This is a genomic window from Paenibacillus massiliensis subsp. panacisoli DSM 21345, assembly GCF_000426545.1.
GTDB classification, from domain to species: Bacteria; Bacillota; Bacilli; order Paenibacillales; family Paenibacillaceae; genus Paenibacillus; species Paenibacillus panacisoli.
The window spans coordinates 520,635-539,502 of record NZ_KE384534.1 but is presented as its reverse complement, the minus strand read 5'-3'; the positions used below and the strand labels follow the sequence as shown (position 1 = coordinate 539,502).

Annotated in this window: 23 protein-coding genes and 1 pseudogene; 2 read left to right on the top strand and 22 right to left on the bottom strand. The window is 47.6% G+C overall.

Going from position 1 to position 18,868, the window contains the following annotated elements; translation table 11 throughout:
* Positions 1 to 25: 25 nt before the first annotated feature.
* Both K331_RS32050 and K331_RS0124915 read right to left on the bottom strand, forming a co-directional pair.
* Entirely contained in the window at positions 26 to 166 is a 141-nt protein-coding gene (locus K331_RS32050; protein ID WP_156897709.1) for a hypothetical protein, read from the bottom strand.
* 22 nt (positions 167 to 188) lie between these two features.
* Positions 189 to 434, bottom strand: coding sequence for a helix-turn-helix transcriptional regulator (locus K331_RS0124915; RefSeq protein ID WP_051290016.1), 246 nt, complete (start codon positions 432 to 434; stop codon positions 189 to 191).
* A gap of 174 nt (positions 435 to 608) precedes the next feature.
* On the opposite strand from K331_RS0124915, the gene K331_RS31210 reads away from it, so the two are divergent.
* Entirely contained in the window at positions 609 to 977 is a 369-nt protein-coding gene (locus K331_RS31210; protein ID WP_051290015.1) for a helix-turn-helix domain-containing protein, read from the top strand.
* On the opposite strand, the gene K331_RS33015 is transcribed toward K331_RS31210, so the two are convergent.
* Both K331_RS33015 and K331_RS0124900 read right to left on the bottom strand, forming a co-directional pair.
* Positions 962 to 1,087: a hypothetical protein gene (locus K331_RS33015; protein ID WP_264177772.1), complete on the bottom strand. Its 126-nt coding sequence runs from the start codon at positions 1,085 to 1,087 to the stop codon at positions 962 to 964. The two genes, K331_RS31210 and K331_RS33015, sit on opposite strands and share 16 nt — an antisense overlap.
* A gap of 144 nt (positions 1,088 to 1,231) precedes the next feature.
* A complete protein-coding gene (locus tag K331_RS0124900; protein WP_028592373.1) occupies positions 1,232 to 1,546 on the bottom strand; it encodes a LytTR family DNA-binding domain-containing protein in 315 nt (104 codons plus the stop codon).
* A gap of 402 nt (positions 1,547 to 1,948) precedes the next feature.
* On the opposite strand from K331_RS0124900, the gene K331_RS0124895 reads away from it, so the two are divergent.
* Positions 1,949 to 3,583, top strand: coding sequence for a recombinase family protein (locus K331_RS0124895; protein ID WP_051290014.1), 1,635 nt, complete (start codon positions 1,949 to 1,951; stop codon positions 3,581 to 3,583).
* On the opposite strand, the pseudogene K331_RS32855 reads toward K331_RS0124895, so the two are convergent.
* The 18 genes and pseudogenes from K331_RS32855 to ftsY form a co-directional block, all read right to left on the bottom strand.
* Positions 3,564 to 4,844, bottom strand: a pseudogene (locus tag K331_RS32855) (YifB family Mg chelatase-like AAA ATPase); the annotation flags it as partial. The gene K331_RS0124895 and the pseudogene K331_RS32855 sit on opposite strands and share 20 nt — an antisense overlap.
* 266 nt (positions 4,845 to 5,110) lie before the next feature.
* Positions 5,111 to 5,686 (bottom strand): nitroreductase family protein, encoded by a 576-nt coding sequence (locus K331_RS0124885; protein WP_036635730.1) that lies wholly within the window; start codon positions 5,684 to 5,686, stop codon positions 5,111 to 5,113.
* 420 nt (positions 5,687 to 6,106) lie between these two features.
* Entirely contained in the window at positions 6,107 to 6,514 is a 408-nt protein-coding gene (locus K331_RS0124880; RefSeq protein WP_051290013.1) for a YraN family protein, read from the bottom strand.
* Entirely contained in the window at positions 6,507 to 6,809 is a 303-nt protein-coding gene (locus tag K331_RS0124875) for an EscU/YscU/HrcU family type III secretion system export apparatus switch protein (RefSeq protein ID WP_028592369.1), read from the bottom strand. The genes K331_RS0124880 and K331_RS0124875 overlap by 8 nt, the downstream gene beginning before the upstream one ends.
* On the bottom strand, positions 6,806 to 8,854 hold the full coding sequence (locus K331_RS0124870) for a hypothetical protein (RefSeq protein WP_028592368.1): 2,049 nt from the start codon (positions 8,852 to 8,854) through the stop codon (positions 6,806 to 6,808). The genes K331_RS0124875 and K331_RS0124870 overlap by 4 nt, the downstream gene beginning before the upstream one ends.
* A 350-nt stretch (positions 8,855 to 9,204) precedes the next feature.
* Positions 9,205 to 9,831, bottom strand: a complete 627-nt coding sequence (locus K331_RS30470) for a ribonuclease HII (RefSeq protein WP_084165562.1) — start codon at positions 9,829 to 9,831, stop codon at positions 9,205 to 9,207.
* 76 nt (positions 9,832 to 9,907) lie between these two features.
* The gene (locus K331_RS33010; protein WP_264177771.1) at positions 9,908 to 10,042 is read right to left on the bottom strand and encodes a hypothetical protein; all 135 of its coding nucleotides are present in this window, start codon (positions 10,040 to 10,042) and stop codon (positions 9,908 to 9,910) included.
* A 309-nt stretch (positions 10,043 to 10,351) separates the two neighbouring features.
* Complete coding sequence (ylqF, locus tag K331_RS0124855) at positions 10,352 to 11,212, bottom strand: ribosome biogenesis GTPase YlqF (RefSeq protein WP_018883525.1); 861 nt, start codon at positions 11,210 to 11,212, stop codon at positions 10,352 to 10,354.
* A 52-nt stretch (positions 11,213 to 11,264) separates the two neighbouring features.
* On the bottom strand, positions 11,265 to 11,897 hold the full coding sequence (gene lepB, locus K331_RS0124850; protein WP_028592367.1) for a signal peptidase I: 633 nt from the start codon (positions 11,895 to 11,897) through the stop codon (positions 11,265 to 11,267).
* A 153-nt stretch (positions 11,898 to 12,050) separates the two neighbouring features.
* A complete protein-coding gene (gene rplS, locus K331_RS0124845) occupies positions 12,051 to 12,392 on the bottom strand; it encodes a 50S ribosomal protein L19 (protein ID WP_018883527.1) in 342 nt (113 codons plus the stop codon).
* 357 nt (positions 12,393 to 12,749) lie between these two features.
* The gene (gene trmD / locus K331_RS0124840) at positions 12,750 to 13,523 is read right to left on the bottom strand and encodes a tRNA (guanosine(37)-N1)-methyltransferase TrmD (RefSeq protein WP_025681535.1); all 774 of its coding nucleotides are present in this window, start codon (positions 13,521 to 13,523) and stop codon (positions 12,750 to 12,752) included.
* 1 nt (position 13,524) lies between these two features.
* Positions 13,525 to 14,037: a ribosome maturation factor RimM gene (gene rimM, locus K331_RS0124835; RefSeq protein ID WP_028592366.1), complete on the bottom strand. Its 513-nt coding sequence runs from the start codon at positions 14,035 to 14,037 to the stop codon at positions 13,525 to 13,527.
* Between the two features lie 101 nt (positions 14,038 to 14,138).
* Entirely contained in the window at positions 14,139 to 14,369 is a 231-nt protein-coding gene (locus tag K331_RS0124830; RefSeq protein ID WP_018883531.1) for a KH domain-containing protein, read from the bottom strand.
* A 22-nt stretch (positions 14,370 to 14,391) separates the two neighbouring features.
* Positions 14,392 to 14,664 (bottom strand): 30S ribosomal protein S16, encoded by a 273-nt coding sequence (rpsP, locus tag K331_RS0124825; RefSeq protein WP_018883532.1) that lies wholly within the window; start codon positions 14,662 to 14,664, stop codon positions 14,392 to 14,394.
* A gap of 95 nt (positions 14,665 to 14,759) precedes the next feature.
* A complete protein-coding gene (gene ffh, locus K331_RS0124820; RefSeq protein ID WP_018883533.1) occupies positions 14,760 to 16,139 on the bottom strand; it encodes a signal recognition particle protein in 1,380 nt (459 codons plus the stop codon).
* Positions 16,140 to 16,202: 63 nt separating this feature from the next.
* Positions 16,203 to 16,571: a YlxM family DNA-binding protein gene (gene ylxM, locus K331_RS0124815; protein ID WP_018883534.1), complete on the bottom strand. Its 369-nt coding sequence runs from the start codon at positions 16,569 to 16,571 to the stop codon at positions 16,203 to 16,205.
* Positions 16,572 to 16,705: 134 nt separating this feature from the next.
* Positions 16,706 to 17,356 (bottom strand): PAQR family membrane homeostasis protein TrhA, encoded by a 651-nt coding sequence (gene trhA / locus K331_RS0124810; protein ID WP_025681534.1) that lies wholly within the window; start codon positions 17,354 to 17,356, stop codon positions 16,706 to 16,708.
* 370 nt (positions 17,357 to 17,726) lie between these two features.
* Complete coding sequence (ftsY, locus tag K331_RS0124805; RefSeq protein WP_028592365.1) at positions 17,727 to 18,740, bottom strand: signal recognition particle-docking protein FtsY; 1,014 nt, start codon at positions 18,738 to 18,740, stop codon at positions 17,727 to 17,729.
* Positions 18,741 to 18,868 lie beyond the last annotated feature (128 nt).

Sequence of the window (18,868 nt, the reverse complement as noted above, 5' to 3'; positions counted from 1 at the left end):
GAGTACCTCCCTTAGATATATAAGATTAAGCGCCTTCTTTCGCTACTTCTGCCCGCTGATGGAGATCGACTGGCATATCACGTACAATCTCAAGAGCTTTTATCATTCGCTCTGTGTCAGGCTTGTACACAGCTTGATACTTTATTCCTTTAGGTTGATCTGCCATACTCAGCCTCCCTTTACCGTTCTCAAATAGCTTTATTAGGCGAATGAACCGACAATGTACACTGAACCTGTACCTTGAGACCTGAAAAAAGATCATTAATATCCTCATTAAGTATTTTAGAAATTTTAAAAGCATCAGAAAGTGAAGGATTCGAATATCCATTCTCCCAATTACTAACTGTAGCCTTTGAATATTCGAGCTTTATAGCCAATTCTTCTTGGGTTAGCCCATTATTTTTTCTCGCTGTGCTCAAGGCTCTGTTTTTCATTTTACCCACCTCATATACACTAATCTTGTACTAATAAATCAATAATAAAGTACACTAAGTCTGTATGTCAATAGAAAAAAACAGACTTAGTGTACATAATTTATTTAACCATCTATTCAATGTACAATTAACATGTACTTTATTATTTTTATCTTGTAAATAGGAGGAATTTCGGTGTTTCAAGGAGACAGAGTTGCTTCTGAGCGCAAAAAGAAAAAGCTAACTCAAGAAGAGCTAGCTTTGAAAATAAATCTGACAAAAGCAGCGATCAGCAACTATGAAAATGGTCATAGCACCCCATCAAATGAAACGCTTGTTGCATTAGCAAACATTCTTGATGTTGATACCGACTATTTGCTTGGTCGGACTGATTTTCCGCTCAGAAACAGAGATGTATCATATGTGAAGGAAGAACAAATATCCACGAAAACATCTGAATACGTTCTTAGAGAATTAGTTGAAAAATATCGTATTGACTTGACTGACCCACATAACAGGGAAACATTAGAAAAAATGATCAAGCTAGTTTACGAAGAGCTTTGAGCTTCTAATTTTTGTATTAACTTCTCTTTTATAAACTCATGAACACTCTCTGGAGGCTCGTTCTCCAGTTCTTTGATTGAAGAAACGAGTTTATCAAATTCGTTTTTCATGATGTCACTTCCATTCTAGATTACATTAGTGTACGTTTTTTTATGTCTTCTTACAACTCGCTCTGGTCTTATAGTCCCAATATTACCAGACTACTTTTGCAGATACTGTCGAATAAAAAATGACCGTTCAAGGTCAGTGAACGGTCAAAGTGCCTTAAATTTCCGCTGATTTCTACGAGAAACTTTTATGCCCTTTATTTTATGGTTTTTGTCGAAATATAGAGTTTTATTTTGTTCACAAAATCTCCATATTTGTTCAGTATTAACTAACTCTGATTTAGATGCTTTTTCAAACCCCATAGGTAGAAGATATTGTTCGTAATCGACTAAAGACCTTAGAGGTCTCCCTCTTCGTGTTTTAGTTCGAATCTCAATTTCTCCATCCAATGAAGAGATAGAAATAATATCACGTACTTTAACAACAATAATTTCACCTTTAGAACCAACAATAGGAACCATATGTAATCACCTCTTGCAGTTATGTCTTGATGTCCCTGAGTTGTTTGACCTTATTTGATGTTATATACGCAACAAAATTCATTTAGATACAAATGTTCAAAAAAAAGTTATTACATAGTATTTAATCATTCCCCCTTGAATTTATAGGAGTTATCGAGTTAAGATTAGAGTCATGAGATATCAATCATGCAATTTTTCTTAGAAATGAATTCCGGAACAAGTTAAAACAATCTAAGAAGTTGCATTTAGAATCCAATTATTGTGTGTAAACTCATTTAGCCTGCTTAAACAGGTAATTGGTTTTAAAATTGAATACTTATATCAATATGCCCTCCGGGGCTTTTTCTTTTGGAGAAAACACCGAACATACGATCTTACAATTATGCTTCAGGGGGATAAGACATGTTTAATTTTTCAGAGGCTATTTTAGTAAAAGATGTCGTCGTGTACCCTCGTGTCTCATCAGATGACCAAGCTGAGCGCGAGACTATTGAGAACCAGATAGAGTTTGCTGAAAAATATTGTGAGCTGCACAAGATGAATATCGTTGACTGGTATAAAGATGATGGAGTTTCAGGTACAATTCCTTTAGATCAGAGACCCGAAGGAAAGAGACTTCTTGAAGATGCTAAGGCAGGCAAGTTCAAAACTGTCTTGATTTACAATATGAAACGCCTTGGTCGTAAAGCCAGAGTTACTCTTGATGCGATCTACCAGCTAGAAGAGTATGGGGTTAAGATTAAATCAATGACTGAGCCATTTGATACTGGGGACCCGATGGGACGCTTTATCATCACAGTGCTAGCTGGACAAGCTGAGTTTGATCGGGATACGTTGCTTGATACTCTTTGGCATGGAGCGAATCGTGCAGCTCGGCTGGGAAAATGGCTTGGGGGAATAGTACCTTACGGCTACAGTAAAGATGAGGAATCCTATTTGTATGTTGATGAGTCTCCCCTTCCTGGTAAAGAGGACTTAAGCCAAGCTGGTGTGATCAGGCTAGTATACGATTTGGTTGGTCGCCAAGGATGGTCAACTACCAAGGTGGCAGACTATTTTAATACACTCAAGATTCCTCCGTCCTATGTAAAGAATGGCCGTAAAGTCAAAAAAGGTCAGCGCAAAGTGAATACTGCCGGCATATGGTGGCCAGGTAGAGTCGGCAATATTATAAAAAATACAACCTACAAAGGGTATCATGATTATGGAAAAAGAGCGACTAGAGAAAGAGAAATAATAAGGCGAGAAGTACCAGCCATCGTATCTCCAGAATTATGGGAGGCAGCTCGTCAGTCTTTAAGAACCAATCAGCGGGAAAGCAAAAGGAATGCAACAAGGGACTATCTCTTACGCGGGTTAATCAAGTGCGGGTCATGTGGAATAACTTATATAGGAACTGGATATTCAGACTCCAAAGGTAAAAAGAAAGCTTATTATTCTTGTGGTGGCAAATCCCTTTATAAAGGCCCTTATGAAAAATGTGAGAACAAAAATGTACCAGGGGTTTGGCTTGAAGATCTGGTATGGAATGAATGTGTGAATTACATCCTAGATCCTGGCGAGGCAATTAATGCGCTGGCTAATGGCATTGATGAAAAGAAGAAAATAACAGACGAACTACTAAATGAAAAGCAATTGGTACTCAGCAGTCTGCATTCCAAGGAATCTGAAAAGCAAAGCATACTGACCTTGTACCGTCAGAAAATCATTACGGCCTTGGATGTTGAACGCCAACTGCAAGAGATACTGAAAGAGTCTAATAGTTTGGAACTTCGGATTAAGGAGATAGATCGCGCTATTGCCGATGAGAGCAGCATCGCAGATCAGTTTGATTCAATTGAGCATCTGCTGGTAGCTTTCCGAGACAAGCTAACGAGTGACCCTCCATTTGAAATCAAACGAGATATCGTCAAAACTCTCGTCAACAAAATAAGAGTAATTCAAGAGATTGAACCTGACACGGGCAAGCCATATGCCAATGTACAGGTTCAATATTGTTTTTCCCAAGGTATTAATCACACGGACACGGATTCATAGATGCGACCAGCATAAATTGTGCAGGAAAGGTGAATACAGCACGAGAGCGGCTAATGGTCACATGACGATCCTCCAGCGGCTGCCGGAGTACTTCGAGCACCTGACGGTTGAATTCAGGCAGCTCATCCAGAAATAATACGCCCCTGTGTGCAAGACTCACCTCACCGGGACGCGGAATGCTCCCGCCTCCGATCAGACCTGCTGAAGAAATCGTATGGTGCGGGGAACGGAAAGGACGCTGACGTATGAGCCCCGTAGGAGCCTCCTTCAATTTGCCAGCCGCACTTAAAATCTTCGTGACCTCTAATGCTTCTGCTTCTGTTAAATTCGGCATAATTGTGGGTAGACGTTTTACCAGCATGGTTTTGCCGGTTCCAGGCGGGCCAATGAACAGCAGATTATGCATACCTGCCGCAGCAATCACCAGCGCTCGCTTAGCCTGTTGTTGACCAAGCACATCTGCATAATCCTCGACAACATAGCGCGTTGTCGCTCTCAACGGATGCTCGGGCTCTGGTCGTCCTCGCCCTGTAGAGCTGGAAATTGACTGTAACGGCTCATAAGCCGAGATTCGTATAGGTGCCTTGGCTCCTTTCAACCCACGCAGCTCCGCTATCACACGTTCACGGTCAATCACCTGGCGAGTAGTCTTGTCAGCTCCCTCGTCTACAGTTTCCCCATCAACAGCCTGTTCATTGTGATCTGGACTCCCCCCGGTATGTCCTGCTTCATAGGAATAACCGCCTTCATCCTGACAATGTGCTAAATGAATTAGATCCCGTAAATGACTCAAAGGGTATACGTCGATACCGCTAATGAGACAGGCTTCCTCCCAGTTCTCCTTCGGCAGAAGTACGCTGCTGCAGCCCTCTCTTTTGGCTGCATCCACCATAGAGAGCACTCCGTTGACAGGACGGATACTCCCGTCCAAGGCCAGCTCACCAATAAATAGTGTCCGCTCCTGCTCAGGCAGCACAACCTGTCCGCTAGTAGCTAATAGACCAATAGCAATAGCCAGATCAAAGGCTGTCCCTTCCTTTCGCAAATCTGCCGGGGCTAAGTTAATCGTTACCCGCTGAGCAGGATAAGTAAAGCCACAATTTTTGATGGCTGCTCGTACACGTTCCACAGCTTCCCGAATGGCCGAATCCGGAAGACCAATGATAGCCGTCTGTGGCAAGCCATTGGCCAGATCCGTCTCGACCTCAATAAGTACACCATCTATACCATACAGACAAGCGCTGTCCAATTTCCCATACATAACAAAAACACCCCATTCATCTATAATTGAGCATAGCTTTAACGCCTGCTTATACATGAAAAGGGTGCTTCCACTATTTCACTAGCTTCACGAACAGTACCTATAAAGTTGGAAAATGATGTACCGATCATGATGTATTCATAATGTATTAATCGAAGATATACTTGATGGATTACGAATAAAGGCTTTTGACCAAGCCTGTCCTGCACAATTATTGCAATATTTATAAGGCTGAGCCCGTAGTCTATATGAGTTGGGTTAAGATTCTAGCGATCGAATAAAGTAAGCTTCTCTACTGCAGCCGTACGTGGTTGTCCTTTTGGAATGACATCAGGATATCCACCGTAAATCATTGCCACTACCTTTTCACCAGGCAAAATATCCAATTGCTCACGGAATTTAGGACCATACAGGAACGGCTTCGTTACCCAGAAGGTTCCGATTCCCTTACTCCATGCTGCAAGCATAAAATTCTGGACCAGTGCGCTTACAGCCGCATAGTCCTCATCCCACACCAGCTGTCGCGGATCTTCCTTCATCACGACCACAAGCTCGAACGGATTATGCAAAATCCCCTCTGCAAAGCGATTATTCTCCTCACCAATCTCTGCGGAGATTGCATCGACCAAGCGCTGACGGCCATCTCCCGTAAAGAGCAAGAACCGCCATGGCTCACGAAGCTTATGATTCGGCGCCCATACAGCGACATCCAGCAACTCTGTAATGGTCTCAGTTGGAATCGGATCTGGTTTGAACCTTTTAACTGTTCTCCGGTTACGAATGACATCCAGCACCTGCTCCGAGAATTTCACTTCTGTATTTGATCCTGAATTTGTGCTCATATGACTTCCTCCTCAAGTATCTATTCATACGATTTGGCTACTTATAGCAGCTGCCTAAAGAATATCGAGTTATGTAGCTCCCAATCCTGCTTGACAGGCTATCGTATTCCAGAATACAGACTATTCAGACAGAATGTCCTGTCATTATTATCTGACATAATCAACTAGTCGCTCATAAACCTGAATTCAAACTCAAATGAGAACACTTCTCAATAATTAAACTATAGCTTCTCCCATTCCTCTTGTCAAACAAGCAATATTTAATAAGGGAACTAACCCGCTTCAAGACATAGGATTAAAAAAGACTGCCTATCCTGATCGAACTAAGGACAGACAGCCTGTGTGCTTCACGGCTCATATAGGTTGATAAAATTCGTGATTACAGCACCCATTATGTATGGACTGCAATCACTTATAACGTTAGAACGCCGCACATATATGTTCGGTCACCTGGGCTTTACCGTCTGGCAATAACTGTACAGCAATGACATCAAACCGTACAGGCCAATCCTGAACACCATTCATATGCATGTAGATTGCGGCCACATGGCGAACCTGTGCCTGCTTGCGTGCATTTACAGACTCAGTAGCCGTACCATAGGCTGATCCTGATCGACTACGCACCTCCACAAATATAAGCGAGCCCTCATCCTCTACGATGATGTCAATCTCACCGCTTCTGCAGCGCCAGTTGCGATCACGCAAGAGATAGCCCTGTTCCTGTAAAAAATCGACCGCCGTCAACTCACCTAGGCTTCCTTTGTCACGTCTTGTGGCTCTAGCTTTGGGAGCAGAAATCCCTTGTCCATCCCACTCAAAGCTATTCATAGGAACTGCCTCCGGCCTGCTTATCCATCCGGTAAATATAAGTCAGTACCTCTGCTACAAGATGATACAGCTCTGTAGGAATCTGCTCATCCAGATCCAGCTTCGATAGCACTTCTACAAGGGCGGGGTCCTCCTGCACAGGAACACCGTTCTCTCGGGCCTTCTCCAGAATCGTCTCCGCTAGACGACCGCTTCCTTTTGCCACGACGACAGGAGCATCATTCTCCCCTGGTGCATATTTGAGAGCGACAGCTTTTTTCCTTGCCAGGGATGTTTGCTCTGACGAATCACTCATATTTTCACATCCACCCCTTTGTACGTCTGCGGAGCATATTCCTCCGCCACCCGCACAGGTGCATCCAACTCCTGCTCAGCTCGTACTGGCATCGGCTCGGCTCGTAAGGACAACAGCTGATAGCCGATGCCTGCCAGCCCTTCTGTGACGCTATCTCTACCGCTTTCCAGTAATGCCCCGGCCCATTCGCTATCATTGTGCACTTTGACGCTCACGATACGATCCACTACCTGCACATCCAGCAGCGTCGGTCCAAGGGCATGCATATCCAGATCGAACCATAGGCGGCAATTCGCCGGGTCCAGCTCGCCTTTCTTGCCACGCCGAGACTGTATCTGTACCGAGGCTGTCTCCTGTCCATCTGGGCCAATGAAAGGTATGAACAGATGCACCTGTGCAAATGGAGCTGTGCGATCCGTATTCAGCAGTAGCTGTTGACCTGTAAGGTGCTGGACCACCTGCTGTGCCGCCTCCCGCAGTGCAGGCGGCAGATCATCGCTGCTGCTCATCAGCTGCAGCAGCATTCCCTTGACTGTGGCAGCAGCATCCGCCTGCTGCCCATTCGCTGCCTGCCCTAGCACAGGCAGCTCTCTTCCCGCCCCGCTACCATTCGCGGGGCGAAGCACCTGCTGCTCGTGCTCTGCACCGAGCAGCTTCAGCAGCCGCCCTACCCACGGCTCCGCTTCGCGGGCGGCGGGCGGCTGCACTGCGGTCTCCGCGGCAGGCCTAGCGGAGACTTCTCCGGGCTGTGGCGCTTCGCCAGCCCGCCCGGTTGCCGCGCCTTGGCTATGCTCTGGCGCGGATGCTTGTGCTGGTGCCAATGGAGTCGGCACCAGTCCGCGCAGCTCCTGCAGCACCGTACGTAGCTGCTGAAGCTGCGCACCGGACTGCGGCATTCCACCCGCCGCAGCCGTCCCGTTGCCAACGCTGGCCTCTGCGCGTCCCGCTGCAGCAGGCCCTTGATTCGATGCACTCTCGCCAGCAGCCTGCTGGGTCAGAGCTGCTGCACCAGATGTGTTAGCAGCAATAGCGCCTGTCATTGGGGACCCTGCTGCCGTATTGCCCGTTGCTCCAGTCAGACCAGTAGCTCCACCAGCTGTCGTTACAGTCGTGCCCGTTGCTCCTGACTGTGATCCATTAACTGCCGGGCTTGCTCCGCCGGTTGTATTCCCTGTTGCTCCTGCTCTACCACCAGTTCCCTGCGGTGATCCAGCCTGAACGGTTGTAGGGGCTCCTGAAGAAGCTAACGGCTGTCCTTGACCTGTATTCCCTGCTCCCATACCAGTAGGAGCAGGGGCTCCAGCTGCTGCACCTGTTCCTTGTTGGGATACACTGCCACTAGCCGCTCCTGCACTTGCAGACGTACCAGCATTGATCGTAGTCGCAGCATTAGCTGCTCCACCTAATGTTGGTGATCCATTTGCCGTACTGGTGTTGTTGCTTCCCTGCCGCAATGCCTGATCCACCAGCTTCTCGAGAGAAGTCAGCAGTTGATCAAGTGAAGGTCCGAAGATCGCCTGCTGAAGACCGGCAATGCTTTGTGGAGTCATGGGGAGTCCGCGCTGTAGAGCTACCGCCGCCGACTGGACAAGTGTATCCAGCTTGGCTCCGCCTGGAAGTAGCTGATTGGCAACCTCACGTAGGCTCTTAGTGTTATCCTGCGTCAGCGGAATGCCGTTACGCTGCATCAATTGAATAAGCTCACGATTGTCCGCAGTGTCTGGTAAGCCAACCGATTTCAGCACCTCTGATAGCGACACCGACGGCAATGGTAGGTACGGGGATTGAGACAGAGGCTTGAGCACCGCCATCCCGTTCTCGCCGGGAGGCTGCACCTGTAGCAAGGTCGTCTGACCTGCCTGTAGCGGTGTCTCCAGCTTGGCCCGTACCTGTGTACCTTGGATTTGAATAACTGCTTCGTTGCCGTCATCGGATACCTGCATGACCGTGCCCCGCACGACCTGCCCCGTCTGCAGCTCCAGCTTTTTACTGTCTCCGGCTTTGGCATCTCCCATCAACCCGCGGATAACCGATCCGATGTTCATGGCGAACCTCCTTACATATCAGGATTGATATCATCTATATGCATACTGCAACATGCGCTAGAGCACGTTGTACGAATTGTTACCGCACGGTGGGCCTGTCCTCATGTTGTCTTCTTGTATCTCTGTTCATTTGTTTCTTTTCTTGTATATATCGGTCATTCCAAGATAAGTTATGAGTCCGCTTACCGGAACACGCCACTTCTGAATGCAGACAGCCATGGCCTACAGCTGAAGATGTACCAGACAAGATCTTCTTCTGTACATACGTGACGACCTAAATTAAGTACCATAATTAAGTACCATTATGATGACGTACATTAAGTAACATATTAAGGTTCAATCAGATCAAATTACAAATCAAACAGTGTAGGCTGCTCGGTCAGCAGACTGCCAAGGAAGCTTCTTCGATGCATCGGCGTTGGCCCCAAGGCCACAATCTGCTCTCTATGCAATTTGGTTGCATAACCCTTATGTATGGCAATACCGTATTCTGGGTACTTGGCCTCCCATTCCGTCTGGCAGAGGCGGTCACGAGTGACCTTTGCGATTATGGATGCAGCAGCTATGGATTGACTGTTTGCATCCCCTTTAATAATGGATAGTTGTGGGATATCAATCGCTACCTTTTCCGCATCAACCAACAGATAGTCAGGAGTAAGCTGCAAGCCTTCCACCGCCTGCTTCATCGCCAGACGAGCTGCTTGCTTGATGTTGATCTCGTCAATCACCTGGGCGCTTACGAAGCCGATCCCGACCGCTAGTGCCTTGTCCATTATCTGCTCATAGTACATGTCCCGTTTCTTGTCGCTCAGCTTTTTCGAATCCGTTACACCCTCCAGCTCCAGCTCAGGAGGTAAAATAACGGCTGCAGCTACTACATCGCCGAACAAGCAGCCACGGCCTACCTCGTCAATTCCGGCTATGGATTGGTAGCCTTCCTTCCAGCATTCACGTTCATAACGCAGCATTTCACTCATTACAGCACCCGCTTTACATATATTTCGACTTCATTAATAGCCATGGCTCTACCATACTAGTCCCTGACCGAACTGACTATGTAACGATCAGGAGAGCACCGTCGTTATTGGACAACGAGAAGCCCTTGAGAAACAAAGGGTCTGCCCTATGCCTGCTGTTCATCACCTCATCATCCTCGTGCAATAGAACAGCAAGCTTAACATACGTCATCAGAGCTCTCCGCTTGCAGCGGCTTATATTTCCCAGCTATTTTCATGAGGATATTCATATGGATACAGCCCATCTTAACATATTTATGAGTCCACGTTATAGAGAACTTCTACCACCAATTTCTGTCTAAGCGAATATCTGGCTGGCTTCCAGTGGCTAACTGACATTTATAAATGCATAATCTTCATAACTCGCTCCTATACAAAAAAACCTTCCGCATCTCTGAATGAGACACGAAAGGTGCTTCCTCTCGCTTGCCTATAGCTTAGACCAACATGATGCGAGCACCATACTAGATCTTCAGAGCACCTAGTAAGGTGACTCCAGTGTCAATCGTCCCAGCTTGCCTGCACGCAAATCACGTAAAATTACCAGCGAAGCCTTCTCCAAATCTACGTGTCCACCACTAACGATACAACCACGCTTGCGTCCTACCGCTTCCATAACCTCTACAATCTCATTAGGGTTCTCAAGATCCTGCGGCTTCTCCGTTAACCCGTATCGCTCTGCCATCGTATCCCAGTAATATTGAACCAGGTATTTAACCCCGAAAAAGGCTACATCCTCAACGTTCAAAATCTCTTCCTTGATGGCGCCGGTTACGGCCAGACGATACCCGACATTTTGATCCTCGAACTTGGGCCACAGGATACCTGGTGTATCCAACAGCTCAATCTCGCCAATCTTGATCCATTGCTGCGCCTTGGTTACGCCAGGACGATCACCCGTCGCTGCAATATTCCTGCCAGCCATGCGGTTAATGAGCGTGGATTTTCCGACATTCGGAATTCCTACAATGAGAGCCCGAATGGCTCGCGGATTAATCCCCTTCGCAAGCTGTCTGTCGATCTTCTCCTTGAGCAAGAGCTTTGCTTGTACAGGTATATCCTTAATCCCTGTTCCCGTCTGCGCATCGACCTGCAGTGCTGCATGGCCCTGCTCTTTAAAATATGCGATCCATTCCTGTGAGACCGCCGGGTCCGCCAAATCCGCCTTGTTCATGACAATCATCCGCGGCTTACCCTGCAAAATCTCATCAATCATCGGATTACGGCTGGACAGTGGAAGCCTTGCATCAATCAGTTCGATAACCAGATCAATCAGCTTCAGCTTCTCCTGTATTTGGCGGCGCGCTTTGGTCATATGTCCAGGAAACCATTGAATCGTCACCGTCATCACCTCATTCTACAAGCCGTTAAGTGGTATGAAGCCATTTAACCGCTTATTCACTATGATTAATCCATTTCATATCTTTGATGGGCCAGAAAATAACATCAGCTCGCCCTACAATCTCATCCAGCTTGATGTAACCGATCCGGCGACTGTCTGTGCTGTTGGAGCGATTGTCTCCCATGACAAATATCGTTCCCTCAGGGACTTTATCGTCAGTTACCATTCCATTCGGAAAATCCATCAGGGAGTTATACTCCCGTCCCTCTGCTTGAGCGGCCTCAACAGCCTCGTGAATATATGTCTCAGGAATAGGCTCTCCGTTTACCGTAACCTTATCCCCTTCTACTTTGACCGTATCTCCAGCGACAGCAATAACGCGCTTAATGAAGTCTCGTCCCTCTTCAGGCACATGGAATACGATGACTTCTCCACGCTTGGGTTCACGGAAGCTATACAGAATTTCATTCACAATAACCCGTTCTCCGGTATGAAAGTTAGGCTGCATCGATGGACCTTCCACAATGAATGGCTTGAACAAGAACCAACGGATCAAAAAGACAACAATCAGCGCTATTGCAATGGCCTTAACCCATTCCAGAATCTCATTCTTCTGCTTCTCGCCTGAATTCCCGCCTTGATGTACCGACTGCTCGCCAGCACCCTGCCCGTGTGGCTGCTCCATAGCTCAGACTGCTCCCTTCTTGTCGATTACTTGTACTCTATGTATCATGATTCGATTACGAGACCCGCCTGATGAATCAGTACAGCATCTCCGAACTTCTCCAGAAAAAAACGAAAGGAGCTTGTAATCAAGCCCCTCACGTTATTCGTTATATTAACGAATTTCTTTAATTCTCGCTGCTTTACCGCGCAGTTCACGAAGATAATAAAGCTTCGCACGACGCACTTTACCACGGCGAGCCACATCGATTTTATCGATTTTTGGGGAATGAAGCGGGAAAGTTCTTTCCACACCTACACCGTAAGAAATTTTACGAACTGTAAAAGTCTCACTAATTCCACCACCACGGCGTTTGATCACAACACCTTCGAACAATTGGATACGCTCACGAGTTCCCTCGATAACCTTAACGTGCACTTTCAAAGTGTCGCCAGGACGAAAGCTCGGAATATCCTTGCGAAGTTGTTCTTGAGTAATCGCTTGGACGATATTCATCTAGGACTCCCTCCTTCCGTACAGGTGTTCATGCATCTTCCAGAAACTCATCCGTTTCCTTCATCATCCACAGCGGACCACCGTATTACACACAACAGATGTATCATATCATGGAGGGCACCGTATTGCAACAACAATTAGAGGGGATTCATATAATTTGTTGATTTTTGCTGGTGTATCCTTTGAAGCCAACCTATACTGACTCCAGCGTGATCTACATCAAGTCATGTATTTAATTATAGACATCTACCTGCATGATTACAAATGCCTGCGAACTTCGTTGTACTAGGATTTGCGTACGTTTCCCTAGTGGCTATACTTCCTGGATATTCAACTTGAATTTATTCGGTCAAGATACTAGGTATTTTCCTGCTCCAGCTTACGCAGCCATTCTCGCTCCTTGGCCGTAAGCTCTGCCTGCTCTAGCAGCTCAGGCCGACGCTCCCACGTTCGACGCAAAGACTCCTGTCGCCGCCACTGCTCAATATTCGCGTGATGACCAGAGAGTAGAATGTCGGGCACCTTCCACCCACGGAATTCAGGAGGACGCGTATAATGTGGATATTCAAGCAGACCTGTGCTGAAAGAATCTGTGATCGCACTGCTCTCGTTACCCAGCACTCCAGGCAGCAGTCTTACTACACTATCAATGACCGTCATGGCTGGCAGTTCTCCGCCAGTGAGCACATAGTCGCCAATAGACAGCTCGTCCGTCACCAGATGCTCCCGAATGCGCTCATCGTAGCCTTCATAGTGCCCACAGACAAAGATCAGATGCTCTTCCCGAGACAGCTCCTCTGCCTTCTGCTGGGTAAACGTATCCCCTTGCGGGCACATCAGAATGATGCGTGGCTGTCTTCCTCCCTGAGCACCCGGATTCTCCTGTTCATCCGCCTGCTTGCGTGCCAGCAAATCCTCCACGGCGGCGAATATCGGATCTGGCTTGAGCACCATCCCTCCACCACCGCCATAGGGCGTATCATCGACGGTATTATGCTTGTTCGTTGCGTAGGCCCGGAAATTAACTGCCTCCAGTGAGACGATTCCCTTCTCTCTTGCCTTGCCGAGAATGCTAGTTCCGAAGACTCCCTCGAACATTTCCGGAAAAAGGGTCAATACATCCACTCTCATCTTACAATAGCCCTTCCATAAGCCGCACCGTTACACGCTTCTCAGACACATCCACCTGCAGCACAACCTCCTCGATATAAGGCAGCAGCAGATCCTTCCCGTTCTTCTGCTTCACTACCCATACATCATTGGCTCCAGGCGTTAGAATCTCCTTGATGGTACCGAGCAGCTCACCTTCCTCTGTGAATACCTCACAGCCTACAATCTGATGAAAGTAGAACTCATCCTGCCCCAGCTCGCCCTGCCGATCCGCTGTGATCTTCAGCATGCTACCTTTATATTTCTCGACATCATTGATATTTCCAAATTCCTTGAATTTCACAATGACCATATTCTTTTGGAAACGTGAAGTTTCCACCGTTACAGGAATCGGAGCTCCCTGCTCAGAGACGATAAGAAGCTCACTTCCTTTTGCAAAACGGTCCTCGGGGAAATCCGTGGAAGACAATATCTTCAGTTCACCGCGAATGCCGTGCGTATTTACGATCTTGCCGACATTTAATAACTGTTGCATCTTGCCCCTCCTGCTCTTTCACGTTCTATTAACCGGACATAACATCTTCAGCATGTACGAAAGGGGGCTAGGACATTCATCCTAACCCCCTTTCCTATATCTTAAGATATGATATCAACGGTAACCCGTTTATCCATCTTAACTGCTGCTGATGTAACCACAGTACGAAGTGCTTTGGCGATCCGGCCCTGCTTGCCGATAACCTTGCCGACATCATCAGGATGTACAGCCAGCTCATAGACGACAAGCCGATCCTTTTCAACCTTCTTCACGGTTACATCTTCCGGATGATCTACTAAAGCCTTAGCAATGATTATCACTAATTCTTCCATTTATGACCCTCCGAATCAGCAACTATTTTTGCTGTCTAAGCTCATGGTGTTTTTTCATTACACCAGCTTTGCTCAGCAGGTTGCGAACGGTATCAGATGCTTGCGCACCGTTTTGCAGCCATTTCAGCGCTTTCTCTTCATCAATGTTAACAACAGCCGGTTGTGCAACCGGGTTGTAGTAACCGATTTCCTCGATAAAGCGACCGTCACGAGGGGAACGAGAATCAGATACCACCACGCGATAGAAAGGCGCTTTATGCGCACCCATACGTTTCAGACGAATACGAACTGCCATGAAATTCACCTCCTTCAAGAAATAGAATAGACTTGCTATATCATTCCACGCTCACTTCGGCATAAGCCAAAACGACGATCATGAACCTCTGATCATTATCTGAACGGGAAACGCATTCCCTTGCCCAGACCCTTAAGCTGCTTTAAAGCCTTTTTGTTCTTTGGACCCTTCGGTCCCATCATGTCCGAGAATTGCTTCATCATTCGGCGCATCTCGTCAAACTGCTTGATAAGTCGATTGACCTCAGCCAGCGACGTTCCGCTTCCCAGTGCAATCCGCTTGCGACGGCTGTGATTAATGAGATCAGGCTGCTGCTTCTCTTCAGTCGTCATAGAGTGCACAATGGCTTCGATGCGTCCCATTTGCTTGTCGTCCACCTTGATGTCCTTCATCTGCTTCATGTTGCCCATACCGGGAATCATATCCAGAATCTGGTCGAGAGGACCTAACTTCTTCACCTGATCCATCTGTTCAAGGAAATCCTCGAACGTGAATTCAGCGTTGCGCATTTTGCGCTCCATCTCTTTTGCTTTGTCGGCGTCTATATTAGACTGGGCTTTCTCAATGAGAGAGAGCATGTCGCCCATGCCGAGAATCCGTGAAGCCATCCGTTCAGGATGGAAGGGCTCCAAGGCATCCAACTTCTCACCCATGGAGGCGAATTTGATCGGACAGCCTGTTACAGCTTTGACCGAGAGAGCCGCACCACCACGTGTGTCACCGTCGAGCTTGGTCAGGACTACTCCAGTAAGCTCGAGCTGCGTGTTGAAATGCTCCGCCACGTTAACAGCATCCTGTCCTGTCATGGCGTCTACGACGAGCAGAACCTCATCAGGCTGAACTACACTATGGATTTGCTTAAGCTCCTCCATCAGTTCCTCATCGATATGCAGACGACCTGCGGTATCGACGATGACATAATCATGCCCGTTCTCCTTCGCATGCTGCATACCTTGTCTGGCAATCTCAACGGGGCTGGTCTGATCTCCTAACGAGAATACCGGCGCCTTGATCTGCTCTCCAAGGATCTGAAGCTGCTTGATAGCCGCTGGGCGGTAAATATCGCCAGCGATCAGCAGGGGGCGATGATTCTGCTTCTGCAGCAGCTTGGCCAGCTTCCCTGTGGTGGTCGTCTTACCGGCACCCTGCAGACCTACCATCATAATCACTGTAGGCGGCTTGTTCGCTTTAGCGAGCTTTGCCTGACTTCCGCCCATCAGCTCGGTCAGTTCCTTGTTAACGATGTCGATAATGACCATACCAGGTGTGAAGCTGTCCATGACTTCTTTACCGACAGCCTTTTCCTTGACCTTCGCAATGAAGTCCTTCACTACCTTGAAGTTAACGTCCGCCTCAAGCAGAGCCAGTCGTACCTCACGCATGGCTTGAGCTACATCATCCTCAGATACCTTACCCTTGCCCCGCAGCTTGCTGAACACACTCTGAAGTCGGGTGGACAATCCTTCAAATGCCATACAGTCACACCTCCTCTTCCATGTTGTGACTACTCACCAGTGAGCCTCATCGCAACAAGCAGGTTACATTTCCTGCAAGCGACTCACGATGTCATTCATCTGCTGTAATGTCGCCTCATGCGGCATATCCGTCTGCGACATGAGCTTCGCCAGATGACCCTGCAGACGTTCAAGCTCTTCCGATCGCCGTTCATGTCTGGCTAGCAATCCAAGCTTCTCTTCATACATGTCGAGCACCTGCTCGGCACGCTTGATATGTTCATATACAGCCTGACGGCTGATTTCGAATTCTGCTGCAATCTCTCCCAGGGAGAAATCATCATGAAAATAATATTTTAGGAACATCTGCTGCTTGTCTGTCAGCAAAGGTTCATAGAAGTCAAACAGCAGGTTAATTCTGGTTGTCTTCTCGAGTCGATTCTCCTGACTCATTTTGGGCACCCCCATCGTCAAGGAAAAACACTTTACACTTCTTTTCAACGTTCCTTATCATACCTAAAAGAAATCTCGTTGTCAAGCATTTCTCCTTGTCACAATGAAATGACTTGAATTCCTTTGACGTGAGCCTAGATTTTGAGCGGTGTCAGGTAGAGCAGCACGGCAAAAAAGTGCAAAATGCTACCGCCTAATACGAACAAATGCCATACCGCGTGATGATAAGGAAACGCCCTCCACACATAGAAGATCGTCCCGAGCGTATACATGATCCCTCCGCCTACCAGTAGCACGATTCCTCCATGCGGTATAGTGGCCACTAGCGGATTCCAGGCAATGACGATGAGCCAGCCCATCACAAGGTAGAACGCTGTAGACATGAACAAAAATCGCTTCGTAAAAAACACCTTGAATATTACACCAGCAACTGCAATTCCCCAAACAATGCCGAACAGCGTCCAGCCCAGTGTGCCGCGCAGTGCCGTAAGCATGAATGGCGTATAGGTCCCAGCAATGAACAGGTAGATACAGGAATGATCGAAAAATTCGAACAAATCCTTAACCTTTCCTTCTTTAAAGCTGTGGAGAAGCATCGAATTCGTATACAGCAGCAGCATCGTTACACCATAAATGGTGAAGCTCACGACATGCCATGCTGTACCTTGTGTACTGGCAAAGACAATCAGAAGCACAAGAGCCGCTACGCTCAGAGCCGCGCCAATCCCGTGTGTAATTGCATTAGCCAGTTCTTCCCGTCGGTTGTAAGTGTAAGTATTAACCATACGAACCTCCCATTATTCTTGTCGATCAGGTATTTAACCAGGGTATTTTCGAGATGTCCTTCACAGTGGCTTCCATCATTATACTATGTTATGAGCACACGGCGCACCTCGGAGCCCTCCTGCCCTAGCTTACAAAAAAAGACCTGTGTTACACACAGGTCCAATATAACAATACATCAGCTAACTACAGCATACACAAGTACAACGCATGTTGACGTTATCTACACACAATAGGTGCCATGATTCGCCTCAAGCTACAAGGCAGTATCCTCCTACGCAACTACGTAGAACCTGCATTCCATGTGGTCTCATGGATCGGCCACACGGTCAAAAATCGCATATACTCCCGCTGTACGCAGCGGGAGCGTTATCAGGACTGGGAGTCCGAGGCATCCGCCGCCTCCTCGGTCGTCTCCTGTACAAGACCTGCGAACAGGGCATGTACGAACTGATCGGAGTCAAATGGCTGCAGATCATCAATCTTCTCGCCAAGGCCGACGAATTTGACAGGCAGGTTCATCTCCTGACGAATAGCAATGACGATACCACCCTTGGCCGTACCATCCAGCTTGGTCAGCACAAGACCGGTCACGCCGCTCTTCTCACCGAAAAGCTTCGCCTGGTTCAGCGCATTTTGTCCTGTCGTTGCATCCAGTACGAGCAGCACCTCATGCGGGGCATCCGGGATCTCCCGCTGAATGACACGGAAGATTTTGTTCAGCTCCTCCATCAGATTCGTCTTGTTCTGAAGTCTGCCAGCCGTATCGCAGAGCAGCACATCCACCTGACGCTGCTTCGCAGCCTGTACGGCATCATACATCACAGCGGCTGGATCTGAGCCTGAATGCTGTTTAATGACCTCTACGCCTGCGCGTTGGCCCCATACCTCCAGCTGCTCGATCGCTCCTGCACGGAACGTATCACCTGCCGCCAGCATGACCTTCTTGCCCTCCTGCTTGAAGCGATGAGCCATTTTACCGATTGTAGTCGTTTTGCCGACGCCATTGACCCCTACGAACAAAATGACGGTGATGCCATCTGGATTAGTCTTGAGCTCATTATTCTCCGTTCCACGCAGTAGCTCAGACAACTTCTCAGAGAGCACAGGCTGCAATTCAGCCGCATCCTCAATTCGACGCTTTCTCACCTCATCGCGCAGCTCTTCAATCAGATTCATGACCGTGTTCACACCTACATCGGCACCGATCAGAATCTCTTCAAGCTCCTCGTAAAATTCCTCATCGATCTTTCTGCGACGAATAATTAGATCCGATACCGCTTCCACCAGGCCCTTGCGCGTTTTCTCCAGACCATCCTTGAATTGCTTGGTAACCGATTCTGTCTTACTGGCAATGCTCTCTCTCAGCTTCTTAAAAAAACTCAAGCTTAGTCCCTCCGCTCTGATATCAACATTTTACATCATTCATGTCATGTAGCTAGAAAGCCCTTTGCTTTCTGTGGCTTTCTAGCTTTTCGCTAATGATTGTACTCACCAGCTCATTCAACCTACCC

Excerpts from the sequence above, each read along its gene's own strand:
- K331_RS32050 (WP_156897709.1), bottom strand. The coding sequence starts at position 166 with ATGGCAGATCAACCTAAAGGAATAAAGTATCAAGCTGTGTACAAGCCT.
- K331_RS0124915 (WP_051290016.1), bottom strand. The coding sequence starts at position 434 with ATGAAAAACAGAGCCTTGAGCACAGCGAGAAAAAATAATGGGCTAACC.
- K331_RS33015 (WP_264177772.1), bottom strand. The coding sequence starts at position 1,087 with ATGAAAAACGAATTTGATAAACTCGTTTCTTCAATCAAAGAACTGGAG.
- K331_RS0124900 (WP_028592373.1), bottom strand. The coding sequence starts at position 1,546 with ATGGTTCCTATTGTTGGTTCTAAAGGTGAAATTATTGTTGTTAAAGTA.
- K331_RS0124895 (WP_051290014.1), top strand. The coding sequence starts at position 1,949 with ATGTTTAATTTTTCAGAGGCTATTTTAGTAAAAGATGTCGTCGTGTAC.
- K331_RS0124885 (WP_036635730.1), bottom strand. The coding sequence starts at position 5,686 with ATGAGCACAAATTCAGGATCAAATACAGAAGTGAAATTCTCGGAGCAG.
- K331_RS0124880 (WP_051290013.1), bottom strand. The coding sequence starts at position 6,514 with ATGAATAGCTTTGAGTGGGATGGACAAGGGATTTCTGCTCCCAAAGCT.
- K331_RS0124875 (WP_028592369.1), bottom strand. The coding sequence starts at position 6,809 with ATGAGTGATTCGTCAGAGCAAACATCCCTGGCAAGGAAAAAAGCTGTC.
- K331_RS0124870 (WP_028592368.1), bottom strand. The coding sequence starts at position 8,854 with ATGAACATCGGATCGGTTATCCGCGGGTTGATGGGAGATGCCAAAGCC.
- K331_RS30470 (WP_084165562.1), bottom strand. The coding sequence starts at position 9,831 with ATGAGTGAAATGCTGCGTTATGAACGTGAATGCTGGAAGGAAGGCTAC.
- K331_RS33010 (WP_264177771.1), bottom strand. The coding sequence starts at position 10,042 with ATGACGTATGTTAAGCTTGCTGTTCTATTGCACGAGGATGATGAGGTG.
- lepB (WP_028592367.1), bottom strand. The coding sequence starts at position 11,897 with ATGGAGCAGCCACACGGGCAGGGTGCTGGCGAGCAGTCGGTACATCAA.
- rplS (WP_018883527.1), bottom strand. The coding sequence starts at position 12,392 with ATGAATATCGTCCAAGCGATTACTCAAGAACAACTTCGCAAGGATATT.
- trmD (WP_025681535.1), bottom strand. The coding sequence starts at position 13,523 with ATGAGAGTGGATGTATTGACCCTTTTTCCGGAAATGTTCGAGGGAGTC.
- rimM (WP_028592366.1), bottom strand. The coding sequence starts at position 14,037 with ATGCAACAGTTATTAAATGTCGGCAAGATCGTAAATACGCACGGCATT.
- K331_RS0124830 (WP_018883531.1), bottom strand. The coding sequence starts at position 14,369 with ATGGAAGAATTAGTGATAATCATTGCTAAGGCTTTAGTAGATCATCCG.
- rpsP (WP_018883532.1), bottom strand. The coding sequence starts at position 14,664 with ATGGCAGTTCGTATTCGTCTGAAACGTATGGGTGCGCATAAAGCGCCT.
- ffh (WP_018883533.1), bottom strand. The coding sequence starts at position 16,139 with ATGGCATTTGAAGGATTGTCCACCCGACTTCAGAGTGTGTTCAGCAAG.
- ylxM (WP_018883534.1), bottom strand. The coding sequence starts at position 16,571 with ATGAGTCAGGAGAATCGACTCGAGAAGACAACCAGAATTAACCTGCTG.
- trhA (WP_025681534.1), bottom strand. The coding sequence starts at position 17,356 with ATGGTTAATACTTACACTTACAACCGACGGGAAGAACTGGCTAATGCA.